We start from the raw sequence: 24,450 nt of genomic DNA, 5'->3' as shown, positions 1-24,450 counted from the left end.
GTCAGATCACCGTCGCAACCAGGTGCGCGTCCGGCGTGTGCATCACCGGCATCGCCGCGGCGGCGACCTTCGTCCAGATCTGGCCCGGGTCGGTCTGCACTCCGCGGGTGACGATCAGGCCCGGCGCATCCTCCCGCACGATCTCCGGGTTCGTGCCCCGCGTCAGGTTCAGCGAGTCCCAGGTGCGGCCCCACTGGATCTGCGCCCACTTCTCCCGCTGCGGCGGCACGTAGATCCATACCGTGTCCGGCAGCACCTTCTGCGCCACCCCGTCCACACGGACCTGCGCCTTGTAGAACTGGATGGGCGGCAGGTTGTAGGTGGCGCGCACCGACTCCACCTGCGCCGGGTTCAGCGTGGCCGTCGGCGTCGTCGACGGGCTCACCGACCCGTAGAACGCCGCCCGGTAGGCCGCGTTGTTGGCGAGCGTCGCGTACGCCTTCTTCGACGTGATCACGAACTCCGGCTCCGGCACCCCGAGGTCGTCGAGGTACTGCAGCCAGCCCAGCTCATCCGCGATCGGATCCGAGTTCTCCGAGTCCGTCCACGGCACCGCCGCGGTGACCCGGTTCCCGGCAGGCATCCCGAAGTCGGCCTCGGTGATCAGACGGTTCTCGTTGATGGACAGCTTCCCGTCGAGGAGGACGTCGCCCGCCGCGAGCTCGACACGCGACTGCACCGACTCCACGTGCCGCTCGACATCGTCGTACAGCAGCTCGATCAGCCGGTCCTGGTCGGCGCCGCGCTCCGCATCGAGGAGCAGCTGCTCCTGCTCTCCGACGATGAGCTTCTGGCCCATCTCGATGAGCGCGCCTTCCTTCACGTTCGACCACGCCTCACGGGACGCGATCGGCACGCTGGCGTCGTACGCCCGGTACTTCGCCGTGTTCACGTAGCGGCCGTTGTCCCGGATCCGCCACTTCACCTCGTTGACCTTCAGCGCCGGGAACACCAGGCGCTGCAGCAGGAAGTCTTCGGGGGTGGGGATGGCGCGGGCGAACGTCGTCAGGTCCCGGACGGAGATGTCCTTGAGGAGGTCCTGAACGGTCATGGGGTGCCTCCTTAGACGAAGCGGATCTGGGCGGACGAGGACGACGGGACCACGTCGGCCGGGACGATGGCGCCGCCGGTGACCTTGGCCGCGAACACGGAGCCGTGCCACAGCAGGGCGGCCGGAACCTTCGTCTGGCCGGGCGCGAAGAACGTCTCGGCGAACACGAAGCCCGCGAGGACCTGCGTGCCGTCGGTGTTCGCCTTGTTCCACAGCCCGTACAGGCCGGACGCGGTGATACGCCCGACCGGCACCCCGGACAGGAACCGCGAGTAGGGCTGCGTGGAATCCGTCGACGGCGCGTAGTGGGTGCCGGACGTGAACTTGGTCAGGTCGAGAGTGATCGTCTCGGTCTGGTCGGTGCCGTGCAGCGACGCGAGCCAGTCACGGTTCGCGGTGTACGTGCTCGACCGAGAGACAGGCTGAATGGACATAGCTCCTGCTCCACAAGGGTCAGCGGATGGCGGCGCACGCTCACCAGGTGGCGTCGTCCACGAGCGGGGCAGGGCGTGGTCCCTGGATCCGGCCTTGTCCCGCCGGTGGGAAGCACGAGGGGGCCGCTAGTCGGCGGCGATGTGGCCGCGCCTGCGCGCCATGTCCAGACCGGCCGATCCCGGCTTGGGCTGGCTGGTGCCGCGCGGCGGCGGGCCGCCGGCCGGGGAGCCTCCCGGCGCGGGCGGCGCAGCGGCCGGCTGCACGGCCGCGAACAGCTCGGGGCGGCGGGTCTTGAGGGCGGCGGCCGCATCCGAGACCGTCCGCTCGTCGGCTTCGTCGTCGACGGCCAGGAGGCGTTCCGCGTCGGCCAGGTCGTCGCCGCTGGCACCCAAAGCAACCAGCGCGGCACGGCGCGAGGCCTGACGCTCACGGGCCGCAGCGGCACGCTCGCGGGCCTCGGCGACCAGGATGGCTTGCGCGGCATCCTGCTCGCGCCGCTCGGCCTCGCTCAGCTTGGCCTGCTCGGCCTGCCGCTGCGCCGTCACAAACGCCGACAGGTCGTCGGGCTTGTCGAAGCCCAGAGTCTCCAAAAGCTTCTTGACGGCCGTACGCCCGCCCTGGTCCTTCTCGCGGGCCAGCAGCCGCGACAGGGTTTCCTGGTCGACGGCCGTCACCGGAGGCTCGCCGGCGGCGGGAAGCTGGGCGTTGGACGGATCGGTCGGGTCCGCGCCCAGGATTGGAAAGACCGGGCGGCCGTCACGCCGGTAACCGAGCGGCGTCTTCGGGTCAGGCAGCGGGCGGGGCATGTCGGTGGTGTCCTCCAACACAGCGCCCCCGCGCCGACGACCAGTGTAGCTGTGGCCACGACACGGCAGATCGCCAACTCTGTGCCGGACAACAGTCGTTATCTGATGCTCAAGGTTTCCTCAGGTCAGGTGTAGCTGTGATTCCATCTGGCGATGCCTTGGGCACGGCTACTTGAGATAGGAAGGGGGACCACGGTGGCCCAGCCAGACAACGTCGCACGGATGATCGCTGCAGGCAGTGCGTTGTTCACTGCTATCAACATGTCCGTCTCGTATGCGACCTATCGCCGCAAGAAGCCCAAACTGAAGTGCCGTCACAAGCTCAGCACCTCCCTTTCGTCCCCCTCGACAAACATGGTTGCTGTGCACCTGAGGAACCAGGGCGAGACGCCCATCACGATCACTCAGCTGCACCTCCAAATCATCCAAAGTCGCCCCCGCTGGGCCTTACTGAGAGATCCGGTAGGTGCCTTCAGGTACAGGCACCACCCGCTGTTCCTGAAGTACACCGCCTTCGTACCCCTGGCCAGAGAACCAATCGATTTGGGGCCGTTCGCTGACCTTGATGTGCGACTACCCGTCAATGGGTGTGCGAGATTCCTCATGGACGCCGCCAAGGCAGCGCGGATCCTTCCCACCGTCGGGGGGCGATTGCGCCCCTACGGGAAGTGGGAGCCAATACCCGACCAGTGCAAGGCGTGCCAGTGCGCCGACTGCACGAAGTCAGACGCCCAAGGAACGCAGCTGACGTTCGAGGACATGCTCTGACCGCGCGCTCGCCTCGCTTCCTTGCCGCGCGCCGGCTACGTCGGCCGCTTAGGATCCGCTCGTGGCGAATGACCTTCCCGAGGACCTGATCCGGCTGCAGCGCGAGGCTGACGAGGAGGGCCGCAAGATAGCGGGCCTCGACGACGAAGGGCGCGCCGCGCAGCGTACGAAGTGGTTCGACGCGGCGGCCATTGCACAGGCCTCAGTTACCGCGTACGCCGAGGAGCAAGGCCTGAGCCGCTACCAGGTGGAGAAGCAGCTCCGGCAGGCTGTGCGCCATCCGCAGCCGGATAAGGGCACCCCGCAGGGCTAATCGTTCCTGCACTCCTCAGCACAGGCCACCGCGCGCGGTACCCGGCTCGGGTGGCTGGAGTGCTTGGCCCGTCGCACCCTGGAGTCATGGCGCAGGATGCCGCGATCGTCGTGCACCCGCCGCTCGGTACGGGCGGCCGGCGGGTGACGGTGCGCGGCGAGATCCTGGGCCTGGCCCACAGCGACGCGGACGTGCTGGAGTTCCTGCGCCGGGCGGGCCTGCCCGATGCGGAGATGCTGCTCGACGATCCGTCGTTCGTGACCTGGCGCGGCGGCCGTGCCCACGACTACGAGGCGGCCTGACCGTCCACGTCCTGCTCGCGCTCCGCCTGGAGGCGCCGCACCTCTTGCAGCATGGCTTCCCTGGTCCGCTCTATGCGTGCGGGATCTCTGGCCTGTATCTCCTCCGAGGTGACCGGGGAGGGCCCCAGCACTTCCTTCAACAAGCGGCCGAGCGCGACCTGCTCCCCCATGGGCCCCTCCGGGAGCGGGGCCCCGGAGGGCGGCTCGTCGATCAGATCATCGATGACCTTTGCCTCCGCCTCAACTATGGACTCCCACCGGGAGAGTGCGTCGTGCAGCTCCCGGTCACTGATCGGCCCTTCGTCACGCATAGGTGCGCCCCTCCTTGATGCCGGAAGGCAGGTTATCCACAGGCACACACGTTCCCGTGTCGCAGGCCCTACCGTGGCGCCCCTGTGGATCACAAGGGGGCGTTATGCACAGCCACGGGATGGTGTTTGAGGATCTGGCCGTCGAGGTGATGGCGGAGCTGCCGACAGCGGAGGCGCGGCGCGAAGTGTTGGCACTGATCGAGCGCGTACGACGGTCGCCGTACGGCTTCCCGGACGTCCGCGATCCGGGGTCGGTCGAGGAGATCCGGGAGGCGTTCGGCGCGCGCTGCTGGGTGCAGTACATGCCGCACGCGGGCGCGATCGAGGTGCGTGAGATCGGGTGGGCGGGCTGATCGGGGCAGCTTCACGAAAGTGACCGGCAGCATCGGAGAGGCGGCCACACTGCCGCCCATGCCCAACTGGTTCAGCACTCTCCTCATCGCCGTCGTCACCGCCATCCTCACGACGACCGTGGCCAGCCTGACCGTGGTACCGCGGCTCGAAGCCCGCAACCGGCGGATTCAGGCTGGCCATCAGGCCCGCGAGCGGTTCGGGACCGCCATCCTCACGCTCCTTGTTGCCGGTTCGCGCCTGAGCAGCCTGGTGATCCCGCAGGATGCGACCGCTCCCGTACGGGAAGGCTTCGAACGTGAGGGTGAACGGTGGCGGCAGCAGTTGGCCGAGGCCACCAAGGAGCTGGCCGACAGTACTGCGCCCCTGTCCTTCGTGTTCAGGCTGCGCGACGTGGCGATCCGGTTCGCGGTCACATCCCGCTGGGTGTGGATCTCCGAGCGGAGTGAGGCCGACAAGCTGAAGGCGCTGCTCGAACTCGCCGGGGCCGCCCAGAACCTGTACTTCGCCGCGTGGTGGCGGCGCCCGAATCGTGTCCGCTCGCTGAACCATCTCGTGCGGGTGATGGACGCCCTGCAGGAGGACCGGCCGCTGCCTGTTCAGTCGTCCCCGTCGGGCTCCTCCGGGGTGCCGGGCGTCGGCACGAGCGGTACTTCCGGGAGCTCGGGGTCCGCTGCGGGCAGTCCGAGGTAGTCGCGTACGGCCGCGTTGTCGCCGGTGGCGTCGGCGAGGCGGGCTGCGGCGTCGAAGGCGCGGGACTGGATGGCCTCGATCTCGGCGTTGACGTCCTCGATGGGGTATCCGGCGTCCTGCAGCATCCGTACGACGGTCTCCAGGGGTGAACACGTTCGCCGTGTAGCCCTTGGTGGCTTCGTCGAGGATGGCGGTGCGGTCGGTAGGGGTGTGCGGGCCCCACGCCAGCTGGGCGGGAAGGGTCTCGCCGGCGGGCCATACCTGCCCGGCCTGGTGGATTCGCTGCACCATGCGCAGCAGCAGCTTGTACTTGTGGTCGCGGGCCAGGCGCATGGAGGCGACGAGCGCGTCGAGGGGGCCGAGGGCGAGCTGCAGCGCGTACCCGGAGGGCACGGCGGACGGGTCGAGGGTGCCGAGTCCGGCTGTGGTGAGGCGGGAGTTCCCGGCGATGCGGTCGATCAAGTGGTCGACTCGGGAGCGGAGTTCGGCGAGCTGGGGGGCGGTGTTGAGGGTGGACATGCTGCCGCCGTCGGCGAGCTGCCACACCGTTCCGGCTTCGACGGCGACGGGGAGCGGCTGGCCGGTGGCCCGGTCGACGGGCAGGCGGGCACCGGCGAGGCCGATGATCGGGGTGCCGGTGGTCGCGGACGCGGACGCGGAGTCGGTGTCGGTGGCGGCGAGTTCGTCGAGGAGCTGCAGCACGGTCGCCAGCGTCGACTTGCCCCAGTGCTCCCCGCCGTCCGGGATGGAGTTCGGGACGTGGACGACGGGGATGAAGTCGACCATGAGGTCCAGGCCGTGCAGGACCTCGCCGTCGGAGCGAACCCGGTATCGGGCCTTGTCGGCGGGCAGGTTGTAAACGTCGTGACTGCCCTTGAGGTCGTCGAGGAGCCATTCGCCGTCGGTGAGGTAGCAGGCGACGGTGGACGGTTTGCCGGGCGCCCACGGGTAGGTGCGGGTGATGTGCCCGCTGTACGGGTCGATGCTGTCGCCCGTGGTCAGCAGCCACGAACCATCCTCGGCGATGAGGATGTCGCGGTAGGGGGCCCCGTCCGGTGCGGTGGCGGGCGTGGTGGCCGGCCGGATGGGCGCCAGCTCGTAGGTGATGCGCCGTACACGCGGCTTGAGGCCGCGGCGAGTGTCCTCGGGAAGCTCCCACGCAAAGTGCACGCGGGTCGGGTACTCCTGCGCGTCCTGCTCGCCTTCGTCCCACTCGGGGAAGTAGAAGCCGGGGTCGAAGGTGCGCAGCAGAGCCCGCTGCTTGGCCGGGTCCCAGGCCAGTGTGTAGACGCCGTCACCGGCCCGGACGGCGCAGCGTTCGGCTTGCTGCACGCGCAGCGGCAGCAGCTCCTTGTCAGCCCACTCGCGCAGCCGCTCCTGCAGATCGGCGGCCTGCAGGACGTCCGGTGTCGGATCGTCGTCTTCGGCGTGCTCGGCGCCGGGAACGACGATGGACTGCTCGGAGCCCAGCAGGTAGCCGAGGGCGGTGTCGATGAGCTTGGCCGGGTCGCCGAGTTCGCGGCGCTGCGCGGCCTTGTCGTCACCGGCGACGGCGGCGAGCTGCCCGGCCTGGTTCGAGTCGTAGGCGGCGAGCAGCTTGTAGGCGGCCAGGCGGCGCAGTTCGTCGTCGGGCACCCACTGGTTGGCCAGCTCCGGAAACACTCGGCGGTTGACCGGCCGGTCCGGTTCGACCATGACCGGCTTGTAGTTCAACCAGCTCCAGGCGTCCACAACGAGGGTGCGCAGGCCCACAGTTGCCCTCCGGCAATGTCAGGCCCCGCGCCCGCGCGTTCAGGATACGCACTCGCCCAGGGGCGGCCCTGCGAGGCGGAGGGCTCAAGCCGTGCCCCAGTGGGGCACAGTTCGGCGGGCGCGCGGCGCGGCCATGACACGTCCGTGGTCGTCGCCCGCGAGATGTACGCGCTCTGTGTGCCGGTGAACCGGGTGTCACGGCCGAAGCGCACGAGTAGGACGAGCTACGGCAGCGCGAGAAGAACGGGCCGAGCCGTCAGTTGGCCTTGTGATCGTCGATCCGCGTGAAACGGCAGCCGATGCTGTTGTCCGGGTCCTCTCCCGGTATCTGCAGGAGGGTCAGTCGGCCCTCATCCTGCAGCATCGTCAGCGACTCAGAAGTGTCGCCTCTTTTCACGTCGAGCTCCTGCTGACCTTGATAGCTCTCCAGCGTCCAGGTCCCGTTCCCGCTTTGTCTGCCGGTGATATGGCCCTTGTCCACGCTGTAGCCAGTGGCCCACCGCTTCCACCCAGCCGAACCGTCCTCTCCCAGTTCGAGAGATGAACCGCACGAACCGCCAGCATGCCAGCGTCCCACCAGATCGAAGCGGCTCACTGCGTGGGGCGCCCCCTCCGAGGAGCATCCGGCGAGGAGTCCTGTACCGAGACAGAAGAGGACCATAGCGGTCAGACGCTGCTTCATGCATGCCCCTCAATCACGGTGAAGGGACACAGAATATGCCGTGACCAGCAGTTACGGGACAGGCCTTTAGGGGCTCTCGGGGCTGTCCACGCAGCCAGAGAGCCACGCCGCCTTGGTGAACTTCTTCTGGTCGGCCTTGGGCTTCTTGTCCCACAGCTTCTGGCAGAAGCCGCCGGAGGGTGTGATGTCGTTCTGGACTATGGCCAGTTGGGCCTTGCGGCCGTCCAGGAGCGAGCGGTCGATGCGGGCCTGCGCCGACGCTTTGATCTCCTTGTTGGTGGGTGGCTTCGGGCTGCTGTCGGTGCAGCCGGACAGCAGCACGGCGGCAGCTATGCAGGCGAGCACGCCGGTGGATCTCCCCCTGATCGTCATGGCCGGTGACGTTAGCAGCGGTGGGCCCGTTGCGGCTGTTGTCTTTATCAGGCCGTTTCCGGGGTCATCGGCGCCCTTCGAGGCGGTTGTCGGCGAGCGGGCTGCGGCCGGTGGCGAGCTGGTCGGGGTCGGCGAGTTCGGTGAGTGCGTGGACCGCTGCGTCCATGCGGTCGGGGCTGTCCATGCCGGTGACCCAGGTGACCATCTGCTCCTCCAACTGCGGGAATTGGCCGACGTGGTGAACGAGGCCCTGTTCGTAGAGCTGGGCGATGGGTTCCGCTCTGAGGCGTTTGCCGTGCTTCGCGGTGACTTCGAGGACCATCGGCATGAGGAGGCCCGCGGTGACGCCCTGGCGGCGCAGCTGCTCCCACGCCTGGTGGATGACCTGCCGGGCCATGTCTCCGCCGTAGTTCTTCTCCACGGCGATGGCATCGGCCTTGAGGGAGAGGGCGAGGCGGCAGGCGGCAAGACCCCAGTCGTTGGCGCCCATGGACGCGGAGCGGTCTTCGAGGACGTACAGGTGGCCGTCGTAGGAGCGGGCCGCGGCGACGATGCCGGTTTCGTCGCCGACGGCGGACTCTCCGCCGGCGGGGTCGACGGAGACAATGATGCGGGCCATGTCGAGGCCGCCGAACTCGACGACGGTGCACCGGTTGTCGGTGATCCAGGCGCGGGACCAGACGCCTCCCTCCGGCGGGCGGGGCTGCTGCTGGTAGAGGGCGGCCCAGACGCGTTCGCCGACGCGGCGGCGGGTCTTGGCGTGGTGGTCGGCATCGAAGCGTTCGGGCCACAGGGGTTGCCCGATGGGGCGGCCGAGCGGGTCGTCGGGCGAGTCAGCGAGGGCGGGCAGGTTCAGGACGCGCCACTCGTTGGCCTCGGCGTCGGCGATGATGCGCCCGGCGAGGTCGTCCTCGTTCCACCGGGTCTGGATGACGCAGATCGCGCCGTCGGGTTCGAGGCGGGTCTGCAGGACGGACTGCCACCACTCCCACGTCTTGCGGCGCATCGTCGGGGAGTCGGCGTCGGCCATGTCCTTGACGGGGTCGTCGACGAGGGCGATGTCGGCGCCCTTACCGGTGAGGGACCCACCGATGCCGGATGCGGCCAGGCCGCCGTCGTGACCGAGGAGATCGAAGCGGTTGGCCGCCTTGGAGCCGGGCCGCAGCTGGATGCCGAGCTGGTCGCCCCACGTGTCGATGGCGTCGCGGATCCACCGGCCGTGCTCGTCAGCGAGCGAGGCGGTGTAAGAGGCGATCATGACGCGGCGGTGGGGGAAGCGGCGCAGGAACCACAAGGGCGCCCACCTGGAGGCGCGCCGCGACTTGCCGTGTCGGGGCGGCATGGTGAGCATGACGCGGTCGGCGCGGCCCTCGGCCATGTCGATCCACGCCTGGTCGATGAGGTGGAGGTGGCGGGCCTGCATCTCGCGGCGTTCCGTGAGGACAGCGGCGAGTGCGCCCGGCGACGCGTCCATTGCGATGTCGCGCTCGATGCGGGCGAGGAGGCCGCGCAGCCGCGGGGACGCCTGGGCGGCCATGTCGCGGCGCTGGTCCGGCGGTTGGGCGCGGTAGAGGTCGAGGAGGCGCTGCTCGCGGTCATTCGCTGCCACGAGCGGCCTCCTCGCTGATGGCGATGAGAGCTTCGAGCTCATCGAGGGCGGTCGTGGCGATCTCGATGGGGGCGCCGCCGGCGCCGGTCAGCTCGGTGCGGCCGGGCTGGTCGAGGCCGAGGAGACGCGCACGCCGCTCCATGATCCGCAGGGCTCGGTCGATGGCCGGGAGGTGGTTGTCCTTGACGGCCTGCCGGTAGGCGACGAAGAACAGCTTGTCGAGGCGGGCGTTCTCGATGGCGCGCAGCTCGTCGGCCTTGTCCTCCTGGTCGGCGGCGCGCTCCTTGAGGGCAAGGCGGACGTCCTTGCACGCCGCGTTGATCAACTGCTCGTCGGCAGGGGGTTCCTGGCCCTTGCGGTAGCGGTCGACGCCGTAGCCGTGCGGGTAGGCGATGCGGTCGGAGTTGACGGCTGGGTCGGCGGCGAGCTTGCGGGCGACGGTGAGCCAGTCCACACCGGCCAGGCGTAGTTCGATCGCGTCGGCGCGCCGCTGCGCGATCGCGGCGCGGGCGGCCTTGTCGGGGCGTCCCACGGGGGCTGTCCTCCTCGTAGCGCCCCCGCGCCCACGCCCATGATCCCGTATCGGTCTGACCCCGCCCCGGCGATGGTCGCTGGCAGTGTTGGCGAAACGGCCTCACGCTCACCAGTGCGCCGCTACTTTGTCCGTATGAGCGGCAGTTGGGCACAGGGTGCAACGGATGCGGTGCAGGTACCTCCGCATTCCGTCGCCTTGTCGCTCGACGCGGCACTGAAGATCACTCCGCCGACTGCGGAGGAGACGTACGAGTCCGACGTCCTGACTGCACTCTTCGATCAACTGGTCAGCTGGACTGATTGCCGCAAGCTGCCTCCGACTCAACTCGGTCTTGACTGGGGAGACTGGCTCGACACTGGGCGCCGCTTAACGACGGAGTTGTATATCACCGGCGGGGGCAAGACGCTCGTCTCTGCTCTCGTGATCGTCGACGAGGCCCATCACCTCAGGCGGCCGGGGTCGGCCCCGCTGCGGGGCGATCCGCCCCCGGGGACACCCCTCCTCATTGATGCTGCCGCACTCCGGCAGGCCATCACCCTGTTCGAGTCGGCGACGGCTCTGGAGCAGTGGCTCGCAGAGCATCGTCGTCATCTGCAGGGCGACGTGGACCTGTCCGGATCTCGGCGTGAGGCGCCTCCGCCTCTGGCGATGGTCTGCGGCATCCGGCGCCTCACCGTGCCCGTCGTTCCTCGAGCACCTGGATTGCTGGCTCCCGTGTGCCAGTTGACGACCAGGGATGACGTGGAGGCTGCGGCGTTGGCGCCTGCGGGAGGCGACCGCGCGGCCTGAGCGTGCATCCTGCCCGTACAAGGACGGATGCGGCTGTGGATAGCCCAATGGTGATGGTGCTGCTCTTCGTAGAGAGCCTGGCGCTGGTGGTGTTGCTGGTGGGCCGGTTGGCCAGAGAGGCCACCACGATGGTGGAGGCGTTGGGGAAGTTGAGGGACGCCTGGCGTCGCGTCTTCCCGCCTCGCGAGCGGTAGACGAGCGTGGGGGCGCAGCGTAGGCCGCGCCCCCACGTGCGTTCAGATCAGCGACAGCTGGTCGGGGTTTCCTTGGGGCGGGTCGGGCGGCATGGGTGGCGCGTCCGGGGCGTTGCGGTTGTGGCGGAGCCACCACGCGAACTGCCAGTTGCGGCAGGTTCGGTAGCGGGTGGAGGAGCGCAGCGGCGCTTCGGCGGGGATGTTGTGTTCGCCCCAGCCGGTGATGGGACGGGCCTCTTGGATGCTGACATGGAGGCCGGGCACGAGGGCGTCGCCTTCCCAGTGGTAGCCGGGGACGTGCTCGAACGCGAGGTGGGCGTTCTTGTGCCAGTTCCAGGGGTGCGGGAGGGCGCACAGGTACCAGGCGAGTGGCGGGTTGTCGGTGGGCAGGTGCAGGGTTTGGCCTCGGCGGTCGAGGTCGATGCGGGGCCGGTCGGGCTGGCCGAAGGTGCGCAGGCAGTGCTGGGTGAGGTCGATGTGGCGGACGCCTGCGAGCCAGAGGATGGCGTGTCTCTGGCGCTGCTCGACGTAGATGCGCACGGGCTTGGGCGGCATTCGGTAATTCCCCCCTCGGAATTCTCAGGAATACTTGAAGGATGAGTTCCTTTCCTTTACCAATTTTATCAAAATTTCGACCAATTCCCTATGTCGGTCGTGCCGGTATCCATTCGGGTACGGCATATTGAATTCTTCGTCGAAGGCTTTCCGGTATTCCTGTTCGGGGAGCGGCAGCGGCCCCTTGCAGACGGCCTTGAGGTTGGCGCCGGACCGGTCGGAGATCCGCACGTCGGCGAAGTAGCCGCGCAGCAGCGGCTCCAGCGAGTCCGGGGTGTGGAAGCGCAGCTTCTGCCACTTGCCCTTCACGAAGTTCATCTCGACGTTGTCGTCGTCGAGGAAGCTCATGTGGGTGACGCCGGCGGTGGAGGTGACGCGCTTTTGCTGTTCGACGCTCTTTTCGCGGGCCAGGTTGCGGGTGCCCAGGTAGAGGCCGCCGTCGGCCGCGCACAGGGCGTTCACGGTGACCATCACCCAGTGCTGGTAGTCCAGGGAGGTGGTGGCGTTGATGACGGAGTCCAGGACGACGGTGTCGAACAGGCCGCGGCCGTTCAGCTCCTTCTCGATGCCCCGGATCGCTGCGACGACTGCCTTGATGTCAACGGCGTAGGAGCCCTGCACGCACCGGTAGGGCTCGTAGTCCCACACCTGGAAGTCCTTGGAGCGCAGCATCTTGGCGTAGTCGCCGTACCCGGCGCCGAAGTCGACGACCCGGTGTTCGGGGGTGAGCCAGGGGGTGACGAGGCGGTCCCAGGTCTCGGAGCCGTAGGCGAGTTTCCCGGCCTTGGCCTTGGAGGAGAACTTGCGCAGCCGTTTGGGTTGCACGATGTGCTGGTTGTAGACGGGGGCCTGCTCCTCGATGGCGGACCAGTCGTAGACGCCGTACTCGCCGGTGAGGTCGCCGTACAGCTGGCCTGCGTCCGAGGAGGGCACCGTCCAGGCCAGGACGTCGAAGCGGTGGGCGGCGGCGACGACCGCGTATTCGGCGTTGAGGAAGATGCGGCCCTGGTCGTCCATGACCACCGAGCCCCACGGGCCGTGCGCGGCCGCCATCTGCGCGATGGCGTTGATGAAGGAGAGGTTCTTGCGCTCCTCGACGCGGATGGACTGCCACGGCACCCACGACCAGGTGCCGATCTCGCCGGGCTCGGCGTAGACGACGGACGCTTCGGTCTCCACGCGGTTGTGCAGGAGGTTGAACTGGATCTCGTCCTGCAGGCGGACCGTCTTGCCGAGCATGACGGCCGGGGTGTGGGTGAGGCCGAGCGCGGTCATGCCCTTGGTTCGCTGGTGACCTGCGACCAGTGTCCCGTTGGCGTTGAGGATGACCGGCTTGACGATGCCGTGACGCCCGATGGACACCTTGAGGCGTTCGAACGCGGCCTGGGACAGGCGGCGCGGGTTGTAGTCGGCCGGACGCAGGTCCTTGAGCGGATACGACTCGTGGAAGGTGGTGGTGGGGATGCTCACGCTCATGCCGGCGTCTCCTTGTGCTCCTGCTGCAGCACGTGCCAGCCAAAGCCGAGGTCGGAGTTCGACTCGTCGACGTACCGCTGGTAGATGCCGTTGAGGGCTTCGACCTCTTCGGCGGTGATGCGTACGCGGGTGGTGGACCACTGCAGGTAGCCCCACTGCAGGTACTCAACCTGGGCGACCTCGCCGCTGCCCTGCCCGTCGGAGGGCAGGGTGATCGGCTCGGGCAGGGAGTCGTCGTCGAGGAGTTCGTCCAGGGCGTCCTGGTCATAGCCCGTGCCGTCGAGGTGGGGCAGGTCGGCGAGGATGTCGGCGAGCAGCGCCGAGTCGTATCCGGCAAGGTCGGAGGTGCGGTTGTCGACGATGACGATGCGGGCCGCGGCTTCGTCGTCGACGTCGACCCAGGTGGCGGCGATGCCGTCCCAGCCGAGTTCCTTGGCGGCGGTGAAGGTGTGGTTGCCCGCCAAGATCTCGTTGGGGCGGCCGGTGTGGGTACCGCGGTTGACGACGATGGCCTTGTACTGGCCGTTGACGCGCAGCGATTCCGCGATAGCGGCGACGTCGCCGGTGCGCGGGTTGCGGTGGTACGGGTTGAGGTCGTCGACCGGCACCGTCAGGTCGACCAGCGAGGGCGGGATGTTGGCGGGCGCAGCACTCACGTGGGCGTCCTTCGTGTAGGAGGCGTTCCCCCGCGCCCTACGCCCGCCACCTTAGAGGATCACTTGGCGGGGACGAGATCCTTCTGCAGCTTGCGGGCGGCGCGCAGGAGATCACGGCAGCGGGTCTCCGACTTCCCTATGTCGAGCGACCATTGAGGGGCCGTCAGCTTGGGGCGGCCAGCGAGTGCTTCGGCGGTCAGCACGAGGCGGTCTTCTTCGGTAGCGCACTGGGCGTACAGCACCGGCCACGGCTTGCTGGTGTCGGGGAGCGGGGCGGGCTGCTGCCGGGGCGGCTTGTGTTGCTCGTCCTGCTGCTGGTCGTCCTCTTGCTCGTCCCCCTGCTGCTCCTGCTGCTCCTGCTGCTCCTGCTGCTCCTGCTGCTCCTGCTGCTCCTGCTGTTCGCCGTCGGGCTGCTGCTGGTCCTGCTGTTCGCCGTCGGGCTGCTGCTGGTCCTGCTGTTCGCCGCGGTGCTGTCCGTCGTGCTGCTGCTGGTCCTGATGCCCACCGTCGTGCTGCTGCTGTGCAGGCTCGCGACGCTGCTGCTCGTCGCCCTGCAGCGGGCCCGTAGCGGCGGCCGCGGGCGGGGCGGGTGAGCGAGGTGCCAGCAAGGTGCGAAGCTCCTGCATGCCGAGCTCCAGCGCGATCATCTGCGCGAAGGGGGCGACGGTGGCTACTGCCCAACCGCCTGGCGTTGCGGGGGCGTTGGAGACGTTGAAGGCCCAGCTGGTGAGCGTGAAGATGGCCACGACCGCCCAGTAACCGGTCGAGGAGCGGCGGCCGACCACGGCCCGCACCACGCCCAGGGATCCCAGGACGATTCCGCCGTCGACGAGGAAGGGGAACATCCAGGCGGAGTCCTGGCTGACGCCGTTCTCGACGGCGATGTGGTGCAGGGCCTCGTAGGACAGGCGGAAGCCGACCGACTCGAATAGCACGACCGCCAGCAGGAAGGCGGGGGTGACGAGTCGTCTGATCACCGGGCCGGGGCTGCTGCCGGCGTGCGCGGTACGGTACGGAACAGGCACGGGAGTTACGCCTCCTGCTGCTCAGGCCCCCGGCCGGTGTGTCCGCACCGTCGGGGGCCGTTTCGTTGTGGGTGTGCCGCTCACCGTAGTGCTGGTGTGCTGCTGCGCCCCCATCAACTGCGCTGCTGGGAACTGCTGTTGCCGCGCTCGTGCCACTGCCGCTCCTGCTGTCTGGCTTTCGCTTGTGCTGCGGCTGCTGCTGGTTACTGCTGGCCGCTGCTGTTGCGGGCGTGCTCGGTGCGGGCGACGTCGGCGATGACGGGCAGCCGGGCGGTGAAGGGGCCGAGCTGGTCGAGCGGGATGGACACCCCGGCGGTGGTGGTGCGGAAGTAGATGCCTGGCCCCTGCTGGGGAATGTCGGATGCTGCGACGAGGAGCCGGTCGCCATCGGGGTCGGTGTGCCGGTAGCAGGGGGTCCCGTACTCGTCGGTGGCGTACTGGGCGGGTTCACGGTCGCCGGGGTCGAGGCGGGTGAGGGTGCGGGCGCGTAGGCCGTCACGGTCGTCGAGCGCGGTGTCGATCCATCCGGTGACGTGGGCGGCCAGGTCGTCGGCGTCGGCGTAGGTGCCGGTGTCGGCGGTGACCTGGACGGCCAGCAGGATCGTGCGATCGGCCATCAGTGCGTGTCCTCGGTGACGAGCGGGGTGTCGCCGCGACAAGTACAGGTGTCGGCGTCGCGGGCGCGCAGCGGTCCGGGGTCTCGGCGGCAGGCGATCCGGCCGAGCGGCATGCCCGAGGCGAGCAGGAACGCCAGGGCGAGGGCGGTGGCGGTTCTCACTGGGGGTCGGTCTCCTGGGTGGCTTTGATGCGGGAGCGGTGCCATCCGCGCAGGGGCCGCTCGTCGCGGGCCCGGCAGTTCGTGCCTGGTTCGGCCCGGCAGGTGGGGCATGTGGCGCGGGTGGGGCTGGTGCCTGCGGCGAGCATGCTGGTGAGTTGGTCGACCCTGGCGGCCAGTCCGCTGCGGCTGGCCGCCAGGGCCTCAACCCCCTTGCGCAGGCGGGCGGATTCGTCCGGGGTGAGCACCCGGTATTCGGCGTGGCCGATGAGGTGCCGGATCTGCTCAAGGGTGGGCTGGTTGGGCAACTGTGCGGTCCTCAGCGGTTGTTGCAGCCGCAGATGCCCTGCGGGGTGCACCAGCTTTCGCACGGTTCACACCACACGGCGCCGGGGTAGGGCGGGGTCCGCTCGGCCTGTTTGGCGATGGCGGCTTCGACTCCGATGCCGTCGAGTGCGGCGAGCAGGTCGGCGCAGTGGCGCTCGGCGTCGGGGTCAGGGTTGCTGGGCATCGGATCGTTCCGGCTCGTTCGGGGCCTGGCTCGGCGTTCGGACAGGAGCTTGGCGAGTGGTCCGTAGCGTTCGACCATCAGGCGCTCGAACAGCTGCGGGTCGGCGGCCTCATCGGCCTTGTACTGCAGGGCCATTGATCCTCCGGGGGATGCGGGGACCCGCCTCACCTGTCGGCGGGGCGGGTCCGGTCGCAAGTCGTGGTGGGCATCCCGCGGTGGTCCCGCATGGGGCGGGGCCGGCGTCTGGCGGGCAGGGCGCGGGGGGGTTGCCACCCGCCAGACACCGTGGGGATGCCGTATGCCACGGCGCGTTGATCGGGCCGGGACCGCGGCTGCTGGCCGTTCCCGATCAACGCGCCGAACGTACCACGTACGAGTGTTGTGGCACATTTATTGTGCGGGGGGTGCACCGGTCGGGGTCGACGGGGAGGCCCACAGGATGGCGCCGAAGCCGAGCCCGTCCAGCGCCTCGGTGCCGCACGCGTCGGCGGCGTCAACCAGGAACAGGGCGTCCTGGCGTGCGGCGACGGGGCGGCCGAACTCGTCGGGCTTCATCTGCCCCCAGTCGGGGCGCTCGTCACGGTCGTTCACTGCGTCTCCTTCGTGTGCGGCGGGGCCCGCCCCGGTCGGGGCGGGCCGTGGTGCGGGTCAGGCCTCCTCGGCGTCGCGGTCGCGCTCGGGCCCGGCGTCGGCCTGCGGCTCCTGGTCGGCGTCGGCGGGCGCCTGCTCGGCGTCGGCCTGCGGCTCCTGGTCGGCGGGGGCCTGCGGCTGGCCGCCCCGGACGGGGGCGTTCGCCTCGGGGTTGACGGCGATCTCGCGGGCCTCGGCGTGCGCCTTTGCCTGCCGCAGGACGAAGCGGGCCTTGCCGACGAGCTCGGCGACCCGGTCCACCTGGTCCAGGCGGGCGCCGACCTCACCCTCCAGCGCGACGGCGAGCTTGGCCGGGTCAGCCCTGGTCAGCTCGTCGAGCAGGTTCGCCAGCTGCTCGACCTTGTCGAGCTGCTTGCGCGTGGCCTCCCGCTCGCGCTTGCGCTCCTCCTTCTCCTCGGGGCTCATGTCCTCGACGATCATCGCCACGACCTGGTCCTGCTGCTGACGCAGGGCATACGCGAAGTGAACGAGCTCGTTGTCCCCCGCGAAGGCGCCCTTAGCCCACTTGGCGAGGACGGCCCGCTGATTGCCGGGGGTCAAAGCGGCGATCTGGACGGCGGCCTGGGTGCCGATCGCGCCGGAGTTGACGTGCTCGCGGATCTCGTCGGTGAGGTTGAGCAGGGCCAGGCGCAGGTTCACGAACTGGACGGACTTGCCGAACTCCTTGGCGACGGAGGCCGGGGTGGCGTCCTCCTCGTCATCGAGGAGCCGCTTGAAGGCCTTGGCCTCCTCCAGCGGGGTCATGTCGGCGCGGTTGATGTTCTCGGAGATGGACCGCTTGTACATCTCCAGGTCGTCACCGGACTCGTCGTCGTCGATGATGGTCGCCTTGATCTCGGTGAGGCCGGCGATGCCGTGGGCCCGCCAGCGGCGCTCGCCGGAGACGATCTGATAGCCGCCCGCCTCGCGGTCGCGGCGCACCTCGATGGGCTGCATCAGGCCGAACCGCTCGATGGAGGCGGCGAGCTCCTGCAGGCGCTCCTGGTCGAAGTGCTCGCGGGGCTGGGTCTCGTTGCGGTGGATCTTCTCGACGGACAGGGTGCGGATGGCCACAGCATCTCCCAAGAGGCTGGTCCGGGAGGGGGCCGATCCCCCTCCCTTTCATGCTCTTATTCTAGCTGCATTTGGGGTGGGGGGCAAGAATTTTCTGAGCATTTTCCCAGGTCAGAGCCGTGAAGAGGGGCGGGCGCCTCGGCGCCCGCCCCCGCACAGAGCAATGTTCAGCCCGCGGCCCGCAGCGCCACAGCACCCCTCCGCTCGTCCTCGCGCAGCCCTTCATCCATCACGACGGCCAGCACCTTCAATACGGCCTCCGCGTCCTGCTCCCCGAGTCCGACGCGCTGCGACCGCTCGGCCTCCTGCATGTTCCGGCGAATGCGCGCCGGATCGACTGCCACGTGGTTCCTCCCCCGGGCGGCCTGCGCCCTGTTCTCACTCCTCACACCGGCTCGCGCGCAAAAGCACGTCTGCCACCACTGGCTCCACTCCCCCCAGCTGGCGCCTCCCCAGGCGCCTGCATCGAACGCCTCCCCAGGCGTTCAGCACCGGACGCGAGGGCCCCCGCCTTCGCATCCGGTGCTCATGAGTTGGGAGTTACCAGGAGGTGTCCATCGGAGTGACGAACGAGGCGTCCGAGGCCGCACCGGTTCCGTCGGAGGTGGTACCGCTCCCATCGGACGGGACAGGCGCCTCATCGGCACCACTGGAGACGGGCTGCCCGTCCGCCGTCGGCGCGGGCGCCGACTCAACGGGCGTGACCTGCACGATCGATACGCCGTCACCTGCGGCGTCTGCCGCGACAGTTGCCGTCGCCGCTGCGGCTGAACCACCGAGAGCGAGGACCGTCAAGGCGGCGCACGAGGCAGCTACAGCAAAGGACTTGGAAAAGAAAGACATGGACGGGTTCCTTCAACACGACAGATGAGAGAAGAGACGCCGGGCCGACTTGTGAAACACCCGGCATCCGGGGGGAGTTACTCGCGTAGCCCCCAGAGATCAACTGCAAGTGACGTTATGCGATCCTGTCGCAGTTGGAACCTGATGCTTTGCTCACCTGGCCTTATCCGGGGGTTTACTTGCCCGAGCTACCCCAGCTGCCAAATCTGTCGCCGCAGACAATCGGCGTGTACCTGAGCGTCCTCGGCGGAGAAAGCGTCACGCCCGACACCCCTGGGCTGGAAGATCTCCTGCGGGCGGGCCTGGCCGTTCCTCACCCTTACGATCGCGACCACTACGTGGCGGTCGACCCCGAGCACAGCCAACGACAGCTTGTCGACTTCGCGTACCAGCAGCTGAATGCCGCCACCAACTACCTCGGCGAACTGCCTCAGTTCATGGCGCACCTACGTGACCACTACGCGCACTCCCGCTCCTCCGACTCGGTGGAATTGCTCGTCGGGAAGAAGCTCGTCAACGCGCGGATCGCCGAGCAGCAGTTTGCTGCGCAGCGCATCATCCGTACCGCCCAGCCCGGACCGCGCACCGCCGAAGACCTCGAACGCTCCCGCACCCGCGACCCCCAGGCACTCGGCCGCGGGCTGACGATGCGCACGCTGTACCACTCGTCGGTGCGCCGGCTGTCCACCGTCGGCGGGTGGGCGCGCGAGATGGCCGAACTCGGGGGCGAGATACGCACCCTGAGCATCCCCTTCCCCCGCATCATCATGTTCGACATGCAGGCCGCATTCGTGGCGGTCCGCGACAAGGCAGGCTCCACGGTCCCCGACCAGTCGCTGATGATCCGCCACGCACTGGCCTGCGACTTCGTCGCCTCCATCTTCGACCTGTACTGGGAGAGCGCCGACCCCTGGCTCGGCGGCCGGGCGAGCAGCCGCGGCGGCGCCGAGCGGGCGAACCTGGTCACCAATCCCACCCAGCGGGCCATCCTGCGCCAGCTGTGTCTGGGCAGGCCCAGGCGCGTCGCGGCCAAGGAATGCGGCATCAGCGAGACCTGGCTCGACGAGCAGGTCCGCGTCCTGAGAAAGAAGGTCGGGGCCGAGTCCAGAGACGCCCTGATCTACTGGTGGGCCAACTCGCCCGACCACAACGTGCGGCCCTAGCCCACGCCTGTCACGAGGCGTCGGACGGCGTACGCCAGTCGAGCTGGATCCGCTCACTGGCGTCGCGCACCCCGCGGGCTCGCGCCGGAAGCACAACGATCTTGTCGATGAGCAGGGCCGTCAGCCTCTGCTTGGAGCGGGCCGGGGCATGCTCCCACCAGCGCGCCAGGTCCTCGACGCCACTGAGCGGGACAGCGGCCAACTGCTCGGCCCACCGCACCTGCGCGCGCAGATCCTTCAACTGCCGCTTGGTGGCCTTGTCGGCGGCGACGTACGCGGCACGCGACAGCTCGCCCTTCGCGTACGGCTCGGCCAGCTCGACGCGAGCGCCCTCCGTCTTGGCGATCTCGGCGCGCAGCACAGTGACGTTTGCCTCTGCCTCGTCGCGGGCCTTTTCCAGCGCGGCCTGCGCACCGGGGCGGGCCAGCTCGCCCAGCACGCTCTCCCCCACATGATCTTCCAACGGCCCGGCGGAAATGCGGATCTTTCCGCAGCCGCCGGAACTGGTCTGGCACCGGTAGGAGGGGGACCCGGCGGTGGTGCGGCCACCTGTCATAGCGACCGAACAACGGCCGCACTCGGCCATGCCACCGGTGAACAGGTAGTCGTAGTCGTCTTCGCGCACCTCACCGGTACGGACGCTGCCGCCCCTGCCGGGGCGCTGCTGCAGCCACCGGAACTCTTCCGGGGTGATCAGGGCCTCGCGGCCGGTCTCGACCAGTTCCCCCGTATCCGGGTCACGCTCTAGACCGGCGATGGCCGGATTGTCCAGGAGGCGGCCCAGCGTCATGGAGTTCCATGCGCCGCCCATGGTGCCCGTGAAGCCTTCCGAGGCCATCCAGGCAGCCGCAGCAGCCTGACTGCTTCCCTCCCGCATACGGCTGACAGCCCCGCGCACGGCCTGACGCTCGTCAGCACGCACCCGGGTCAGGGCCTGATTATCGAAGCCGAACAAGCGCGGCATTCCACCGATCCCACTTCACTCAGTGGCCGCTGGTGACAGGTGCCCTCGCAGCGAGCCAACCCCCAGCGCCTCCCACAGAGCTGCTGTAGGGACGCGCACCGTGCTACCCATCGACAGCGTACGTACAGGGAACTGTCCGGCCTTGATGAGCTCGTATGCCTTGTTGTGGCCGATGCCCAGAGCACGGGCCGCGGTCACCACGTTGACCGTCGCAGGAAGCGCCAAGACTTCCTCCAGGCTCATCCCACGCTGCTCGGTCACCGTCATGTTCTTCATAACCATCTCGTTGTCGCGTTTCTCCCCCACGCCAACGTGCGTCACCTTACACGGAAGGCCTTCTAACAAGCAGCTCAGAAAGGGGTTGTTGAGGAGGGGGAAGGGCCGTCAGGGAAGCACGGTGAAACGGTCCGGCATAGCAGCAGAACCCCGGCCGGGAGCGCACGTCACGTCGCTGGCTTGGTACGCGATGCGGCGGCCGGGCGGGGCCCTTCGGCCGCCCGGCCACTTCCTGAATTCAGGAACTGCCGCCGCCCCAGGCCGCTACGCCCGGGCCAGCCCCAAAAGGCGCAGCAGCGGTTCCGTGGGGACCTTGGTGGTCTCCCCCAGCTTCAACACCGGGGTGGGAAAGTCTCCGCTGCGGATGAGGGCGTACGCCTTGGTCTTTCCCAGCCCCAGAGCGCGGCCTGCGGCCTCGACGCTCAGCAGAGGCGGAAGCGCCAACAGGTCGTCACGGCTCATCTCGTACTGCTTGGCGGGCATTGGTTGCTCTCACGCTTCTCCCCCGCGCGCGATCAACTCCCGGCGATGCTACGCCACACGGCCCCCGCGGTGAACAGACGTGAACTCCAGCGGACCGCCGAAACCCCTAGCCACAGCCGTCCTACGGCACGAAGATGTAGCTAGCCAACATCCCCTCATATCAGGGGATCACCTGATCAATCACAAAATGCCGGTACACACACCCAGGGGGGAATGTGTTCGAGCCGACCTACAAGAAGCAGTGCGGCTGCGTGGCTCCAGTTCTCGACGACAAGGGACAGCCGGTCCTGGACAACGAGGGCAGCCCCAAGCAGCGCCGCCTGTACGCGCAGTGCCCCGACCTCAAGAGCCCTCGCCACGGGAAGTGGTCCTTCAACCTGGAGCTGGAGGAAGACGGCCAGGGCGAGCGGCAGCGGGTGCGCCGCTCCGGCTTCGCCACCAAGGGCGACGCCGCGACCGAGGCCCGCAAGGTCTACGACCGGGCCCAGCAGGGCGTCATCGTGGAAACCCGTGTGACCGTCGCGGACTACCTGGACGAGTGGCTGGAGCGTAAGCGCAAGCTCGCCCCCAGCACGGCGCACGCCTACTCCGAGCACATAGAGGACTACCTCAAGCCGTACCTCGGCGCCTACCAGCTGCCGACCCTGCGCCCGCGGCACATCGAGCAGATGTTTGACGCGATCATCGCCCGCAACGAGGAAGTCGCCGAAAACCAGGAATTGGTCGCCGGCCTGCGCGCCGCGCACGAGGCCGCCAAGGCACACCGACGCACCCTCCTGGACGCCTCCCCTGCCCAGCGGCGCAGCCGTGCGGACCGCGCCGTCCTCGACGAGGAGCGGCGCACCCTGCGCAAGGCCTGGCGCACGGCAACCGACGAACTGACCCAGGGCCGCAAAGCCGGCGCGAACACCGGTCAGGTCCATGCCCTGGCGGAGAAGGCAGACGCAGCGAAGGCGGCCTGGCAGGAGCACGTCGACCGCTTCGGCACCTCGGAAGCCCTCACCGGCAGCCGAGAAGAAAGGGACGCCCAGCGCATCGCCCGCGCCGAAGCACGCCAGGCCGTGAGTGAGGCGTGGGCCGCCCTCGTCGAAGCTCGCGGACTGCGGCTACGCAAGACCGGCCCCGCCACAATGCGACGCATCCGCGACACCCTCTCCTCCGCACTGAACACGGCCGTCAAGCGCGGCGAGGGAGTGACCCGCAACTGGGCCTCAATGATCGAACTGCCCGACCAGGAACGCCCCAAAGCCGAAGTATGGACACCGGCCCTGATGGCGAAATGGCGCGAGACCGGCGTACGGCCCGTCCCGGTCATGGTGTGGACGCCGGAGCTGACGGGGCGCTTCCTCGACTCGGTCATCGACGACCCGCACTACCCGCTGTGGCACCTGCTGGTCTTCCGGGGACCGCGCCGCGGCGAAGCCGCCGGACTGCGATGGGACACCGGCGTGAACCTGCAGACGCGGGAGATCCACATCGTGCAGCAGTTCCTGCGCGTCGGAAAGACGGTCATCCTGGGCAAGCCCAAGGCCGACTCCACGCGCACCATGTCGATGGACGAGGAACTGCACAGGCTCCTGACGGCCGAGAAGATACGCCAGGAGTCCGCCAAGAACGACCTGGCCGAACTGGGGGTGCCCTGGGCGGATTCCGGCCACGTCTTCGTCGACGAGGTCGGTCAGCCGGTGACGCCGGAATGGATCACGCGCCGGTTCCTGCAGCTGATCGAGGCCGCCGACCTGCCGCCTATCCGTCTGCACGACCTGCGGCACGGGTCAGCCACGCTCGCTCTCGCCGGCGGCGTGGAGATGAAGGTCGTCTCGAAGCGGTTGGGCCACTCCTCGCTGCAGATCACCTCGGACACCTATACGCATGTGCTGCCGCAGTTGCTGGCAGCCGAGGCGGAGGCCGTGGTGGCAGTCGTCCCTCGCGCCGCCAACCCCCAGAAGTCACCGCGTGTGACGAAGGCGAAGGACCTCAAGCCAGGGGTCCGGGCAACGCCCTGACGCCTCGGGCAACGCTCGGGCAACGGAGCCATCCGAGTGGACGTTATGCCCGGTTCAGCCCCGGCCAGTTTTGTCGGCCCGTCAGGGCGGGGACAGGAAATCCCAGCTCAGATCGTTTCTGCGCTGGGGCTCTAGGTGGGGCGGGTGGGACTCGAACCCACGGCCGACGGATTATGAGTCCGCTGCTCTAACCGGCTGAGCTACCGCCCCTAACGGCGCGTCGCGCACATTTGTGCGCGCCGTCTGCCGCAGCATAGCCGCTCATACGATCTCCTGCCTCGGATGGTCCGGCTCTGCACGACCATGAGGACTCCCCGCATGCGCGGACGGTTCCACCAGGCAAGAAAAAGCCCTCCGGAGCGGACTCCGGAGGGACTTGTTCACAGCTCTCCCGACTGGACTCGAACCAGTAACCTGCCGATTAACAGTCGGCTGCTCTGCCAATTGAGCTACGGGAGATCGAGCTCCCCCGACTGGACTCGAACCAGTAACCTGCCGGTTAACAGCCGACTGCTCTGCCAATTGAGCTACAGGGGAATGACCTCGTTGCTTCGAACGAACCCACCTGGGTACTTGCCAGGCGGCGCGCGCTCGCTGCGACACATACATTAGCGCAAGGAGGGGGGTGCTCCGCCAATCGGTACCCCCCAAGTGATCAACAAGCTCCACGACGACCTCACCGACCACGAAGCCTCGCTACGGAAAGGTGGCCGAGCATGCGCTATCGGCTCACATTCATCGCCGGTCTCGCCCTGGGATACGTACTGGGCACCAGGGCCGGTCGGGAGCGCTACGAGAAGCTGAAGAAGTCCGCGCGCGAGATCGCCCAGAACCCGGCCGTGCGCAACACGGCGGAGTCGGCGGCGCAGCAGACGCGGACTGTCGCGGGCAAGGCCTTCCACTCGGTGAGCGAGAAGGTCGAGAGCAAGGTGCCGGACTCGGTCGCCGACCGGGTGCGCAACCTGCGCGAGCGCGGCGGCCCCGCCGACGACGCGGTGACCGACGACTGGGGCACCAGCAACACCTGACGGCACAGAAGCGTCCGGCGGT

Annotated in this window: 30 protein-coding genes and 3 tRNA genes; 7 read left to right on the top strand and 26 right to left on the bottom strand. The window is 68.6% G+C overall.

The annotated features are described in order from the left end of the window. Position 1: 1 nt before the first annotated feature. The 3 genes from ACFYWS_RS20470 to ACFYWS_RS20460 all read right to left on the bottom strand — a co-directional run bounded on the left by ACFYWS_RS20470 (position 2) and on the right by ACFYWS_RS20460 (position 2,310). Positions 2-1,051 carry a major capsid protein gene (locus tag ACFYWS_RS20470; protein WP_389278294.1) on the bottom strand — a complete coding sequence of 350 codons (1,050 nt, stop codon included), beginning with the start codon at positions 1,049-1,051 and terminating at the stop codon, positions 2-4. 11 nt (positions 1,052-1,062) lie between these two features. Beyond that, positions 1,063-1,485: a head decoration protein gene (locus ACFYWS_RS20465; protein WP_389278291.1), complete on the bottom strand. Its 423-nt coding sequence runs from the start codon at positions 1,483-1,485 to the stop codon at positions 1,063-1,065. Positions 1,486-1,611: 126 nt separating this feature from the next. Continuing rightward, positions 1,612-2,310 carry a hypothetical protein gene (locus ACFYWS_RS20460; RefSeq protein ID WP_389278288.1) on the bottom strand — a complete coding sequence of 233 codons (699 nt, stop codon included), beginning with the start codon at positions 2,308-2,310 and terminating at the stop codon, positions 1,612-1,614. 811 nt (positions 2,311-3,121) lie between these two features. Here ACFYWS_RS20460 and ACFYWS_RS20455 point away from each other — a divergent pair. Together ACFYWS_RS20455 and ACFYWS_RS20450 are read left to right on the top strand one after the other, a co-directional pair. Continuing rightward, on the top strand, positions 3,122-3,373 hold the full coding sequence (locus tag ACFYWS_RS20455) for a hypothetical protein (protein ID WP_389278285.1): 252 nt from the start codon (positions 3,122-3,124) through the stop codon (positions 3,371-3,373). 86 nt (positions 3,374-3,459) lie between these two features. Beyond that, positions 3,460-3,675, top strand: coding sequence for a hypothetical protein (locus ACFYWS_RS20450; protein ID WP_389278282.1), 216 nt, complete (start codon positions 3,460-3,462; stop codon positions 3,673-3,675). On the opposite strand, the gene ACFYWS_RS20445 is transcribed toward ACFYWS_RS20450, so the two are convergent. The 6 genes from ACFYWS_RS20445 to ACFYWS_RS20420 all read right to left on the bottom strand — a co-directional run bounded on the left by ACFYWS_RS20445 (position 3,660) and on the right by ACFYWS_RS20420 (position 9,977). Beyond that, positions 3,660-3,986, bottom strand: a complete 327-nt coding sequence (locus tag ACFYWS_RS20445) for a hypothetical protein (RefSeq protein ID WP_389278279.1) — start codon at positions 3,984-3,986, stop codon at positions 3,660-3,662. The genes ACFYWS_RS20450 and ACFYWS_RS20445 overlap by 16 nt on opposite strands. Before the next feature lie 102 nt (positions 3,987-4,088). After that, positions 4,089-6,782: a hypothetical protein gene (locus tag ACFYWS_RS20440; protein WP_389278276.1), complete on the bottom strand. Its 2,694-nt coding sequence runs from the start codon at positions 6,780-6,782 to the stop codon at positions 4,089-4,091. 256 nt (positions 6,783-7,038) lie between these two features. Continuing rightward, the gene (locus ACFYWS_RS20435; protein ID WP_389278273.1) at positions 7,039-7,464 is read right to left on the bottom strand and encodes a hypothetical protein; all 426 of its coding nucleotides are present in this window, start codon (positions 7,462-7,464) and stop codon (positions 7,039-7,041) included. Positions 7,465-7,530: 66 nt separating this feature from the next. Further along, positions 7,531-7,836 (bottom strand): hypothetical protein, encoded by a 306-nt coding sequence (locus ACFYWS_RS20430; protein WP_389278270.1) that lies wholly within the window; start codon positions 7,834-7,836, stop codon positions 7,531-7,533. Positions 7,837-7,900: 64 nt separating this feature from the next. After that, on the bottom strand, positions 7,901-9,445 hold the full coding sequence (locus ACFYWS_RS20425; protein WP_389278267.1) for a terminase large subunit domain-containing protein: 1,545 nt from the start codon (positions 9,443-9,445) through the stop codon (positions 7,901-7,903). Beyond that, the gene (locus ACFYWS_RS20420; RefSeq protein WP_389278263.1) at positions 9,432-9,977 is read right to left on the bottom strand and encodes a hypothetical protein; all 546 of its coding nucleotides are present in this window, start codon (positions 9,975-9,977) and stop codon (positions 9,432-9,434) included. The genes ACFYWS_RS20425 and ACFYWS_RS20420 overlap by 14 nt, the downstream gene beginning before the upstream one ends. A 135-nt stretch (positions 9,978-10,112) precedes the next feature. Between ACFYWS_RS20420 and ACFYWS_RS20415 the strand changes: the two genes are divergently transcribed. Together ACFYWS_RS20415 and ACFYWS_RS20410 are read left to right on the top strand one after the other, a co-directional pair. Beyond that, complete coding sequence (locus tag ACFYWS_RS20415; RefSeq protein ID WP_389278260.1) at positions 10,113-10,769, top strand: hypothetical protein; 657 nt, start codon at positions 10,113-10,115, stop codon at positions 10,767-10,769. A 35-nt stretch (positions 10,770-10,804) separates the two neighbouring features. Continuing rightward, on the top strand, positions 10,805-10,963 hold the full coding sequence (locus ACFYWS_RS20410; protein ID WP_389278257.1) for a hypothetical protein: 159 nt from the start codon (positions 10,805-10,807) through the stop codon (positions 10,961-10,963). 42 nt (positions 10,964-11,005) lie between these two features. On the opposite strand, the gene ACFYWS_RS20405 is transcribed toward ACFYWS_RS20410, so the two are convergent. From ACFYWS_RS20405 to ACFYWS_RS20355, 11 genes are all read right to left on the bottom strand, one after another. Further along, positions 11,006-11,518 (bottom strand): hypothetical protein, encoded by a 513-nt coding sequence (locus ACFYWS_RS20405; protein WP_389278254.1) that lies wholly within the window; start codon positions 11,516-11,518, stop codon positions 11,006-11,008. 24 nt (positions 11,519-11,542) lie between these two features. Continuing rightward, positions 11,543-12,994 carry a ParB N-terminal domain-containing protein gene (locus ACFYWS_RS20400; protein WP_389278251.1) on the bottom strand — a complete coding sequence of 484 codons (1,452 nt, stop codon included), beginning with the start codon at positions 12,992-12,994 and terminating at the stop codon, positions 11,543-11,545. Beyond that, positions 12,991-13,650, bottom strand: coding sequence for a ParB/RepB/Spo0J family partition protein (locus ACFYWS_RS20395; protein WP_389278248.1), 660 nt, complete (start codon positions 13,648-13,650; stop codon positions 12,991-12,993). Before ACFYWS_RS20395 ends, ACFYWS_RS20400 begins: the two co-directional genes overlap by 4 nt. Positions 13,651-13,709: 59 nt before the next feature. Further along, positions 13,710-14,675 carry a DUF2637 domain-containing protein gene (locus tag ACFYWS_RS20390; protein WP_389278245.1) on the bottom strand — a complete coding sequence of 322 codons (966 nt, stop codon included), beginning with the start codon at positions 14,673-14,675 and terminating at the stop codon, positions 13,710-13,712. A gap of 203 nt (positions 14,676-14,878) precedes the next feature. After that, positions 14,879-15,292 (bottom strand): hypothetical protein, encoded by a 414-nt coding sequence (locus ACFYWS_RS20385; protein ID WP_389278242.1) that lies wholly within the window; start codon positions 15,290-15,292, stop codon positions 14,879-14,881. Next, the gene (locus ACFYWS_RS20380; protein ID WP_389278239.1) at positions 15,292-15,453 is read right to left on the bottom strand and encodes a hypothetical protein; all 162 of its coding nucleotides are present in this window, start codon (positions 15,451-15,453) and stop codon (positions 15,292-15,294) included. The genes ACFYWS_RS20385 and ACFYWS_RS20380 overlap by 1 nt, the downstream gene beginning before the upstream one ends. After that, a complete protein-coding gene (locus ACFYWS_RS20375; RefSeq protein ID WP_389278236.1) occupies positions 15,450-15,758 on the bottom strand; it encodes a hypothetical protein in 309 nt (102 codons plus the stop codon). Before ACFYWS_RS20375 ends, ACFYWS_RS20380 begins: the two co-directional genes overlap by 4 nt. 11 nt (positions 15,759-15,769) lie before the next feature. Continuing rightward, a complete protein-coding gene (locus ACFYWS_RS20370; RefSeq protein WP_389278233.1) occupies positions 15,770-16,096 on the bottom strand; it encodes a hypothetical protein in 327 nt (108 codons plus the stop codon). A gap of 255 nt (positions 16,097-16,351) precedes the next feature. Beyond that, complete coding sequence (locus tag ACFYWS_RS20365) at positions 16,352-16,552, bottom strand: hypothetical protein (protein ID WP_389278230.1); 201 nt, start codon at positions 16,550-16,552, stop codon at positions 16,352-16,354. A 57-nt stretch (positions 16,553-16,609) separates the two neighbouring features. Further along, positions 16,610-17,665 carry a ParB/RepB/Spo0J family partition protein gene (locus ACFYWS_RS20360; RefSeq protein ID WP_389278227.1) on the bottom strand — a complete coding sequence of 352 codons (1,056 nt, stop codon included), beginning with the start codon at positions 17,663-17,665 and terminating at the stop codon, positions 16,610-16,612. Between the two features lie 167 nt (positions 17,666-17,832). After that, positions 17,833-18,009 carry a hypothetical protein gene (locus tag ACFYWS_RS20355; protein WP_389278225.1) on the bottom strand — a complete coding sequence of 59 codons (177 nt, stop codon included), beginning with the start codon at positions 18,007-18,009 and terminating at the stop codon, positions 17,833-17,835. A 726-nt stretch (positions 18,010-18,735) separates the two neighbouring features. Between ACFYWS_RS20355 and ACFYWS_RS20350 the strand changes: the two genes are divergently transcribed. Further along, a complete protein-coding gene (locus ACFYWS_RS20350; RefSeq protein ID WP_389278222.1) occupies positions 18,736-19,671 on the top strand; it encodes a hypothetical protein in 936 nt (311 codons plus the stop codon). A 10-nt stretch (positions 19,672-19,681) separates the two neighbouring features. On the opposite strand, the gene ACFYWS_RS20345 is transcribed toward ACFYWS_RS20350, so the two are convergent. From ACFYWS_RS20345 to ACFYWS_RS20335, 3 genes are all read right to left on the bottom strand, one after another. Next, positions 19,682-20,626, bottom strand: a complete 945-nt coding sequence (locus ACFYWS_RS20345; protein WP_389278219.1) for a recombinase family protein — start codon at positions 20,624-20,626, stop codon at positions 19,682-19,684. Positions 20,627-20,650: 24 nt separating this feature from the next. Beyond that, positions 20,651-20,941: a hypothetical protein gene (locus ACFYWS_RS20340; protein ID WP_389278216.1), complete on the bottom strand. Its 291-nt coding sequence runs from the start codon at positions 20,939-20,941 to the stop codon at positions 20,651-20,653. Positions 20,942-21,175: 234 nt separating this feature from the next. Continuing rightward, positions 21,176-21,394 (bottom strand): DNA-binding protein, encoded by a 219-nt coding sequence (locus tag ACFYWS_RS20335; protein WP_389278213.1) that lies wholly within the window; start codon positions 21,392-21,394, stop codon positions 21,176-21,178. A 215-nt stretch (positions 21,395-21,609) separates the two neighbouring features. On the opposite strand from ACFYWS_RS20335, the gene ACFYWS_RS20330 reads away from it, so the two are divergent. Next, the gene (locus ACFYWS_RS20330) at positions 21,610-23,400 is read left to right on the top strand and encodes a tyrosine-type recombinase/integrase (protein ID WP_389278210.1); all 1,791 of its coding nucleotides are present in this window, start codon (positions 21,610-21,612) and stop codon (positions 23,398-23,400) included. Between the two features lie 136 nt (positions 23,401-23,536). On the opposite strand, the gene ACFYWS_RS20325 is transcribed toward ACFYWS_RS20330, so the two are convergent. The 3 genes from ACFYWS_RS20325 to ACFYWS_RS20315 form a co-directional block, all read right to left on the bottom strand. After that, positions 23,537-23,610: transfer RNA gene (locus ACFYWS_RS20325), tRNA-Ile, on the bottom strand. A gap of 176 nt (positions 23,611-23,786) precedes the next feature. Beyond that, positions 23,787-23,859 (bottom strand) — tRNA-Asn (locus ACFYWS_RS20320). 5 nt (positions 23,860-23,864) lie between these two features. Then, a tRNA-Asn gene (locus tag ACFYWS_RS20315) sits at positions 23,865-23,937 on the bottom strand. Between the two features lie 179 nt (positions 23,938-24,116). Here ACFYWS_RS20315 and ACFYWS_RS20310 point away from each other — a divergent pair. Further along, positions 24,117-24,428, top strand: a complete 312-nt coding sequence (locus ACFYWS_RS20310) for a YtxH domain-containing protein (protein ID WP_389278207.1) — start codon at positions 24,117-24,119, stop codon at positions 24,426-24,428. Positions 24,429-24,450: the final 22 nt, after the last annotated feature.

This window comes from Streptomyces sp. NPDC002795, assembly GCF_042888725.1.
In the GTDB taxonomy this organism is placed as follows: Bacteria; Actinomycetota; Actinomycetes; order Streptomycetales; family Streptomycetaceae; genus Streptomyces.
Note: the sequence above shows the minus strand (reverse complement) of the source record. Positions and strands in the feature narration are given on the sequence as shown.

Excerpts from the sequence above, each read along its gene's own strand:
- ACFYWS_RS20470 (WP_389278294.1), bottom strand. The coding sequence starts at position 1,051 with ATGACCGTTCAGGACCTCCTCAAGGACATCTCCGTCCGGGACCTGACG.
- ACFYWS_RS20465 (WP_389278291.1), bottom strand. The coding sequence starts at position 1,485 with ATGTCCATTCAGCCTGTCTCTCGGTCGAGCACGTACACCGCGAACCGT.
- ACFYWS_RS20450 (WP_389278282.1), top strand. The coding sequence starts at position 3,460 with ATGGCGCAGGATGCCGCGATCGTCGTGCACCCGCCGCTCGGTACGGGC.
- ACFYWS_RS20445 (WP_389278279.1), bottom strand. The coding sequence starts at position 3,986 with ATGCGTGACGAAGGGCCGATCAGTGACCGGGAGCTGCACGACGCACTC.
- ACFYWS_RS20435 (WP_389278273.1), bottom strand. The coding sequence starts at position 7,464 with ATGAAGCAGCGTCTGACCGCTATGGTCCTCTTCTGTCTCGGTACAGGA.
- ACFYWS_RS20430 (WP_389278270.1), bottom strand. The coding sequence starts at position 7,836 with ATGACGATCAGGGGGAGATCCACCGGCGTGCTCGCCTGCATAGCTGCC.
- ACFYWS_RS20415 (WP_389278260.1), top strand. The coding sequence starts at position 10,113 with ATGAGCGGCAGTTGGGCACAGGGTGCAACGGATGCGGTGCAGGTACCT.
- ACFYWS_RS20405 (WP_389278254.1), bottom strand. The coding sequence starts at position 11,518 with ATGCCGCCCAAGCCCGTGCGCATCTACGTCGAGCAGCGCCAGAGACAC.
- ACFYWS_RS20400 (WP_389278251.1), bottom strand. The coding sequence starts at position 12,994 with ATGAGCGTGAGCATCCCCACCACCACCTTCCACGAGTCGTATCCGCTC.
- ACFYWS_RS20385 (WP_389278242.1), bottom strand. The coding sequence starts at position 15,292 with ATGGCCGATCGCACGATCCTGCTGGCCGTCCAGGTCACCGCCGACACC.
- ACFYWS_RS20370 (WP_389278233.1), bottom strand. The coding sequence starts at position 16,096 with ATGGCCCTGCAGTACAAGGCCGATGAGGCCGCCGACCCGCAGCTGTTC.
- ACFYWS_RS20335 (WP_389278213.1), bottom strand. The coding sequence starts at position 21,394 with ATGCCCGCCAAGCAGTACGAGATGAGCCGTGACGACCTGTTGGCGCTT.
- ACFYWS_RS20310 (WP_389278207.1), top strand. The coding sequence starts at position 24,117 with ATGCGCTATCGGCTCACATTCATCGCCGGTCTCGCCCTGGGATACGTA.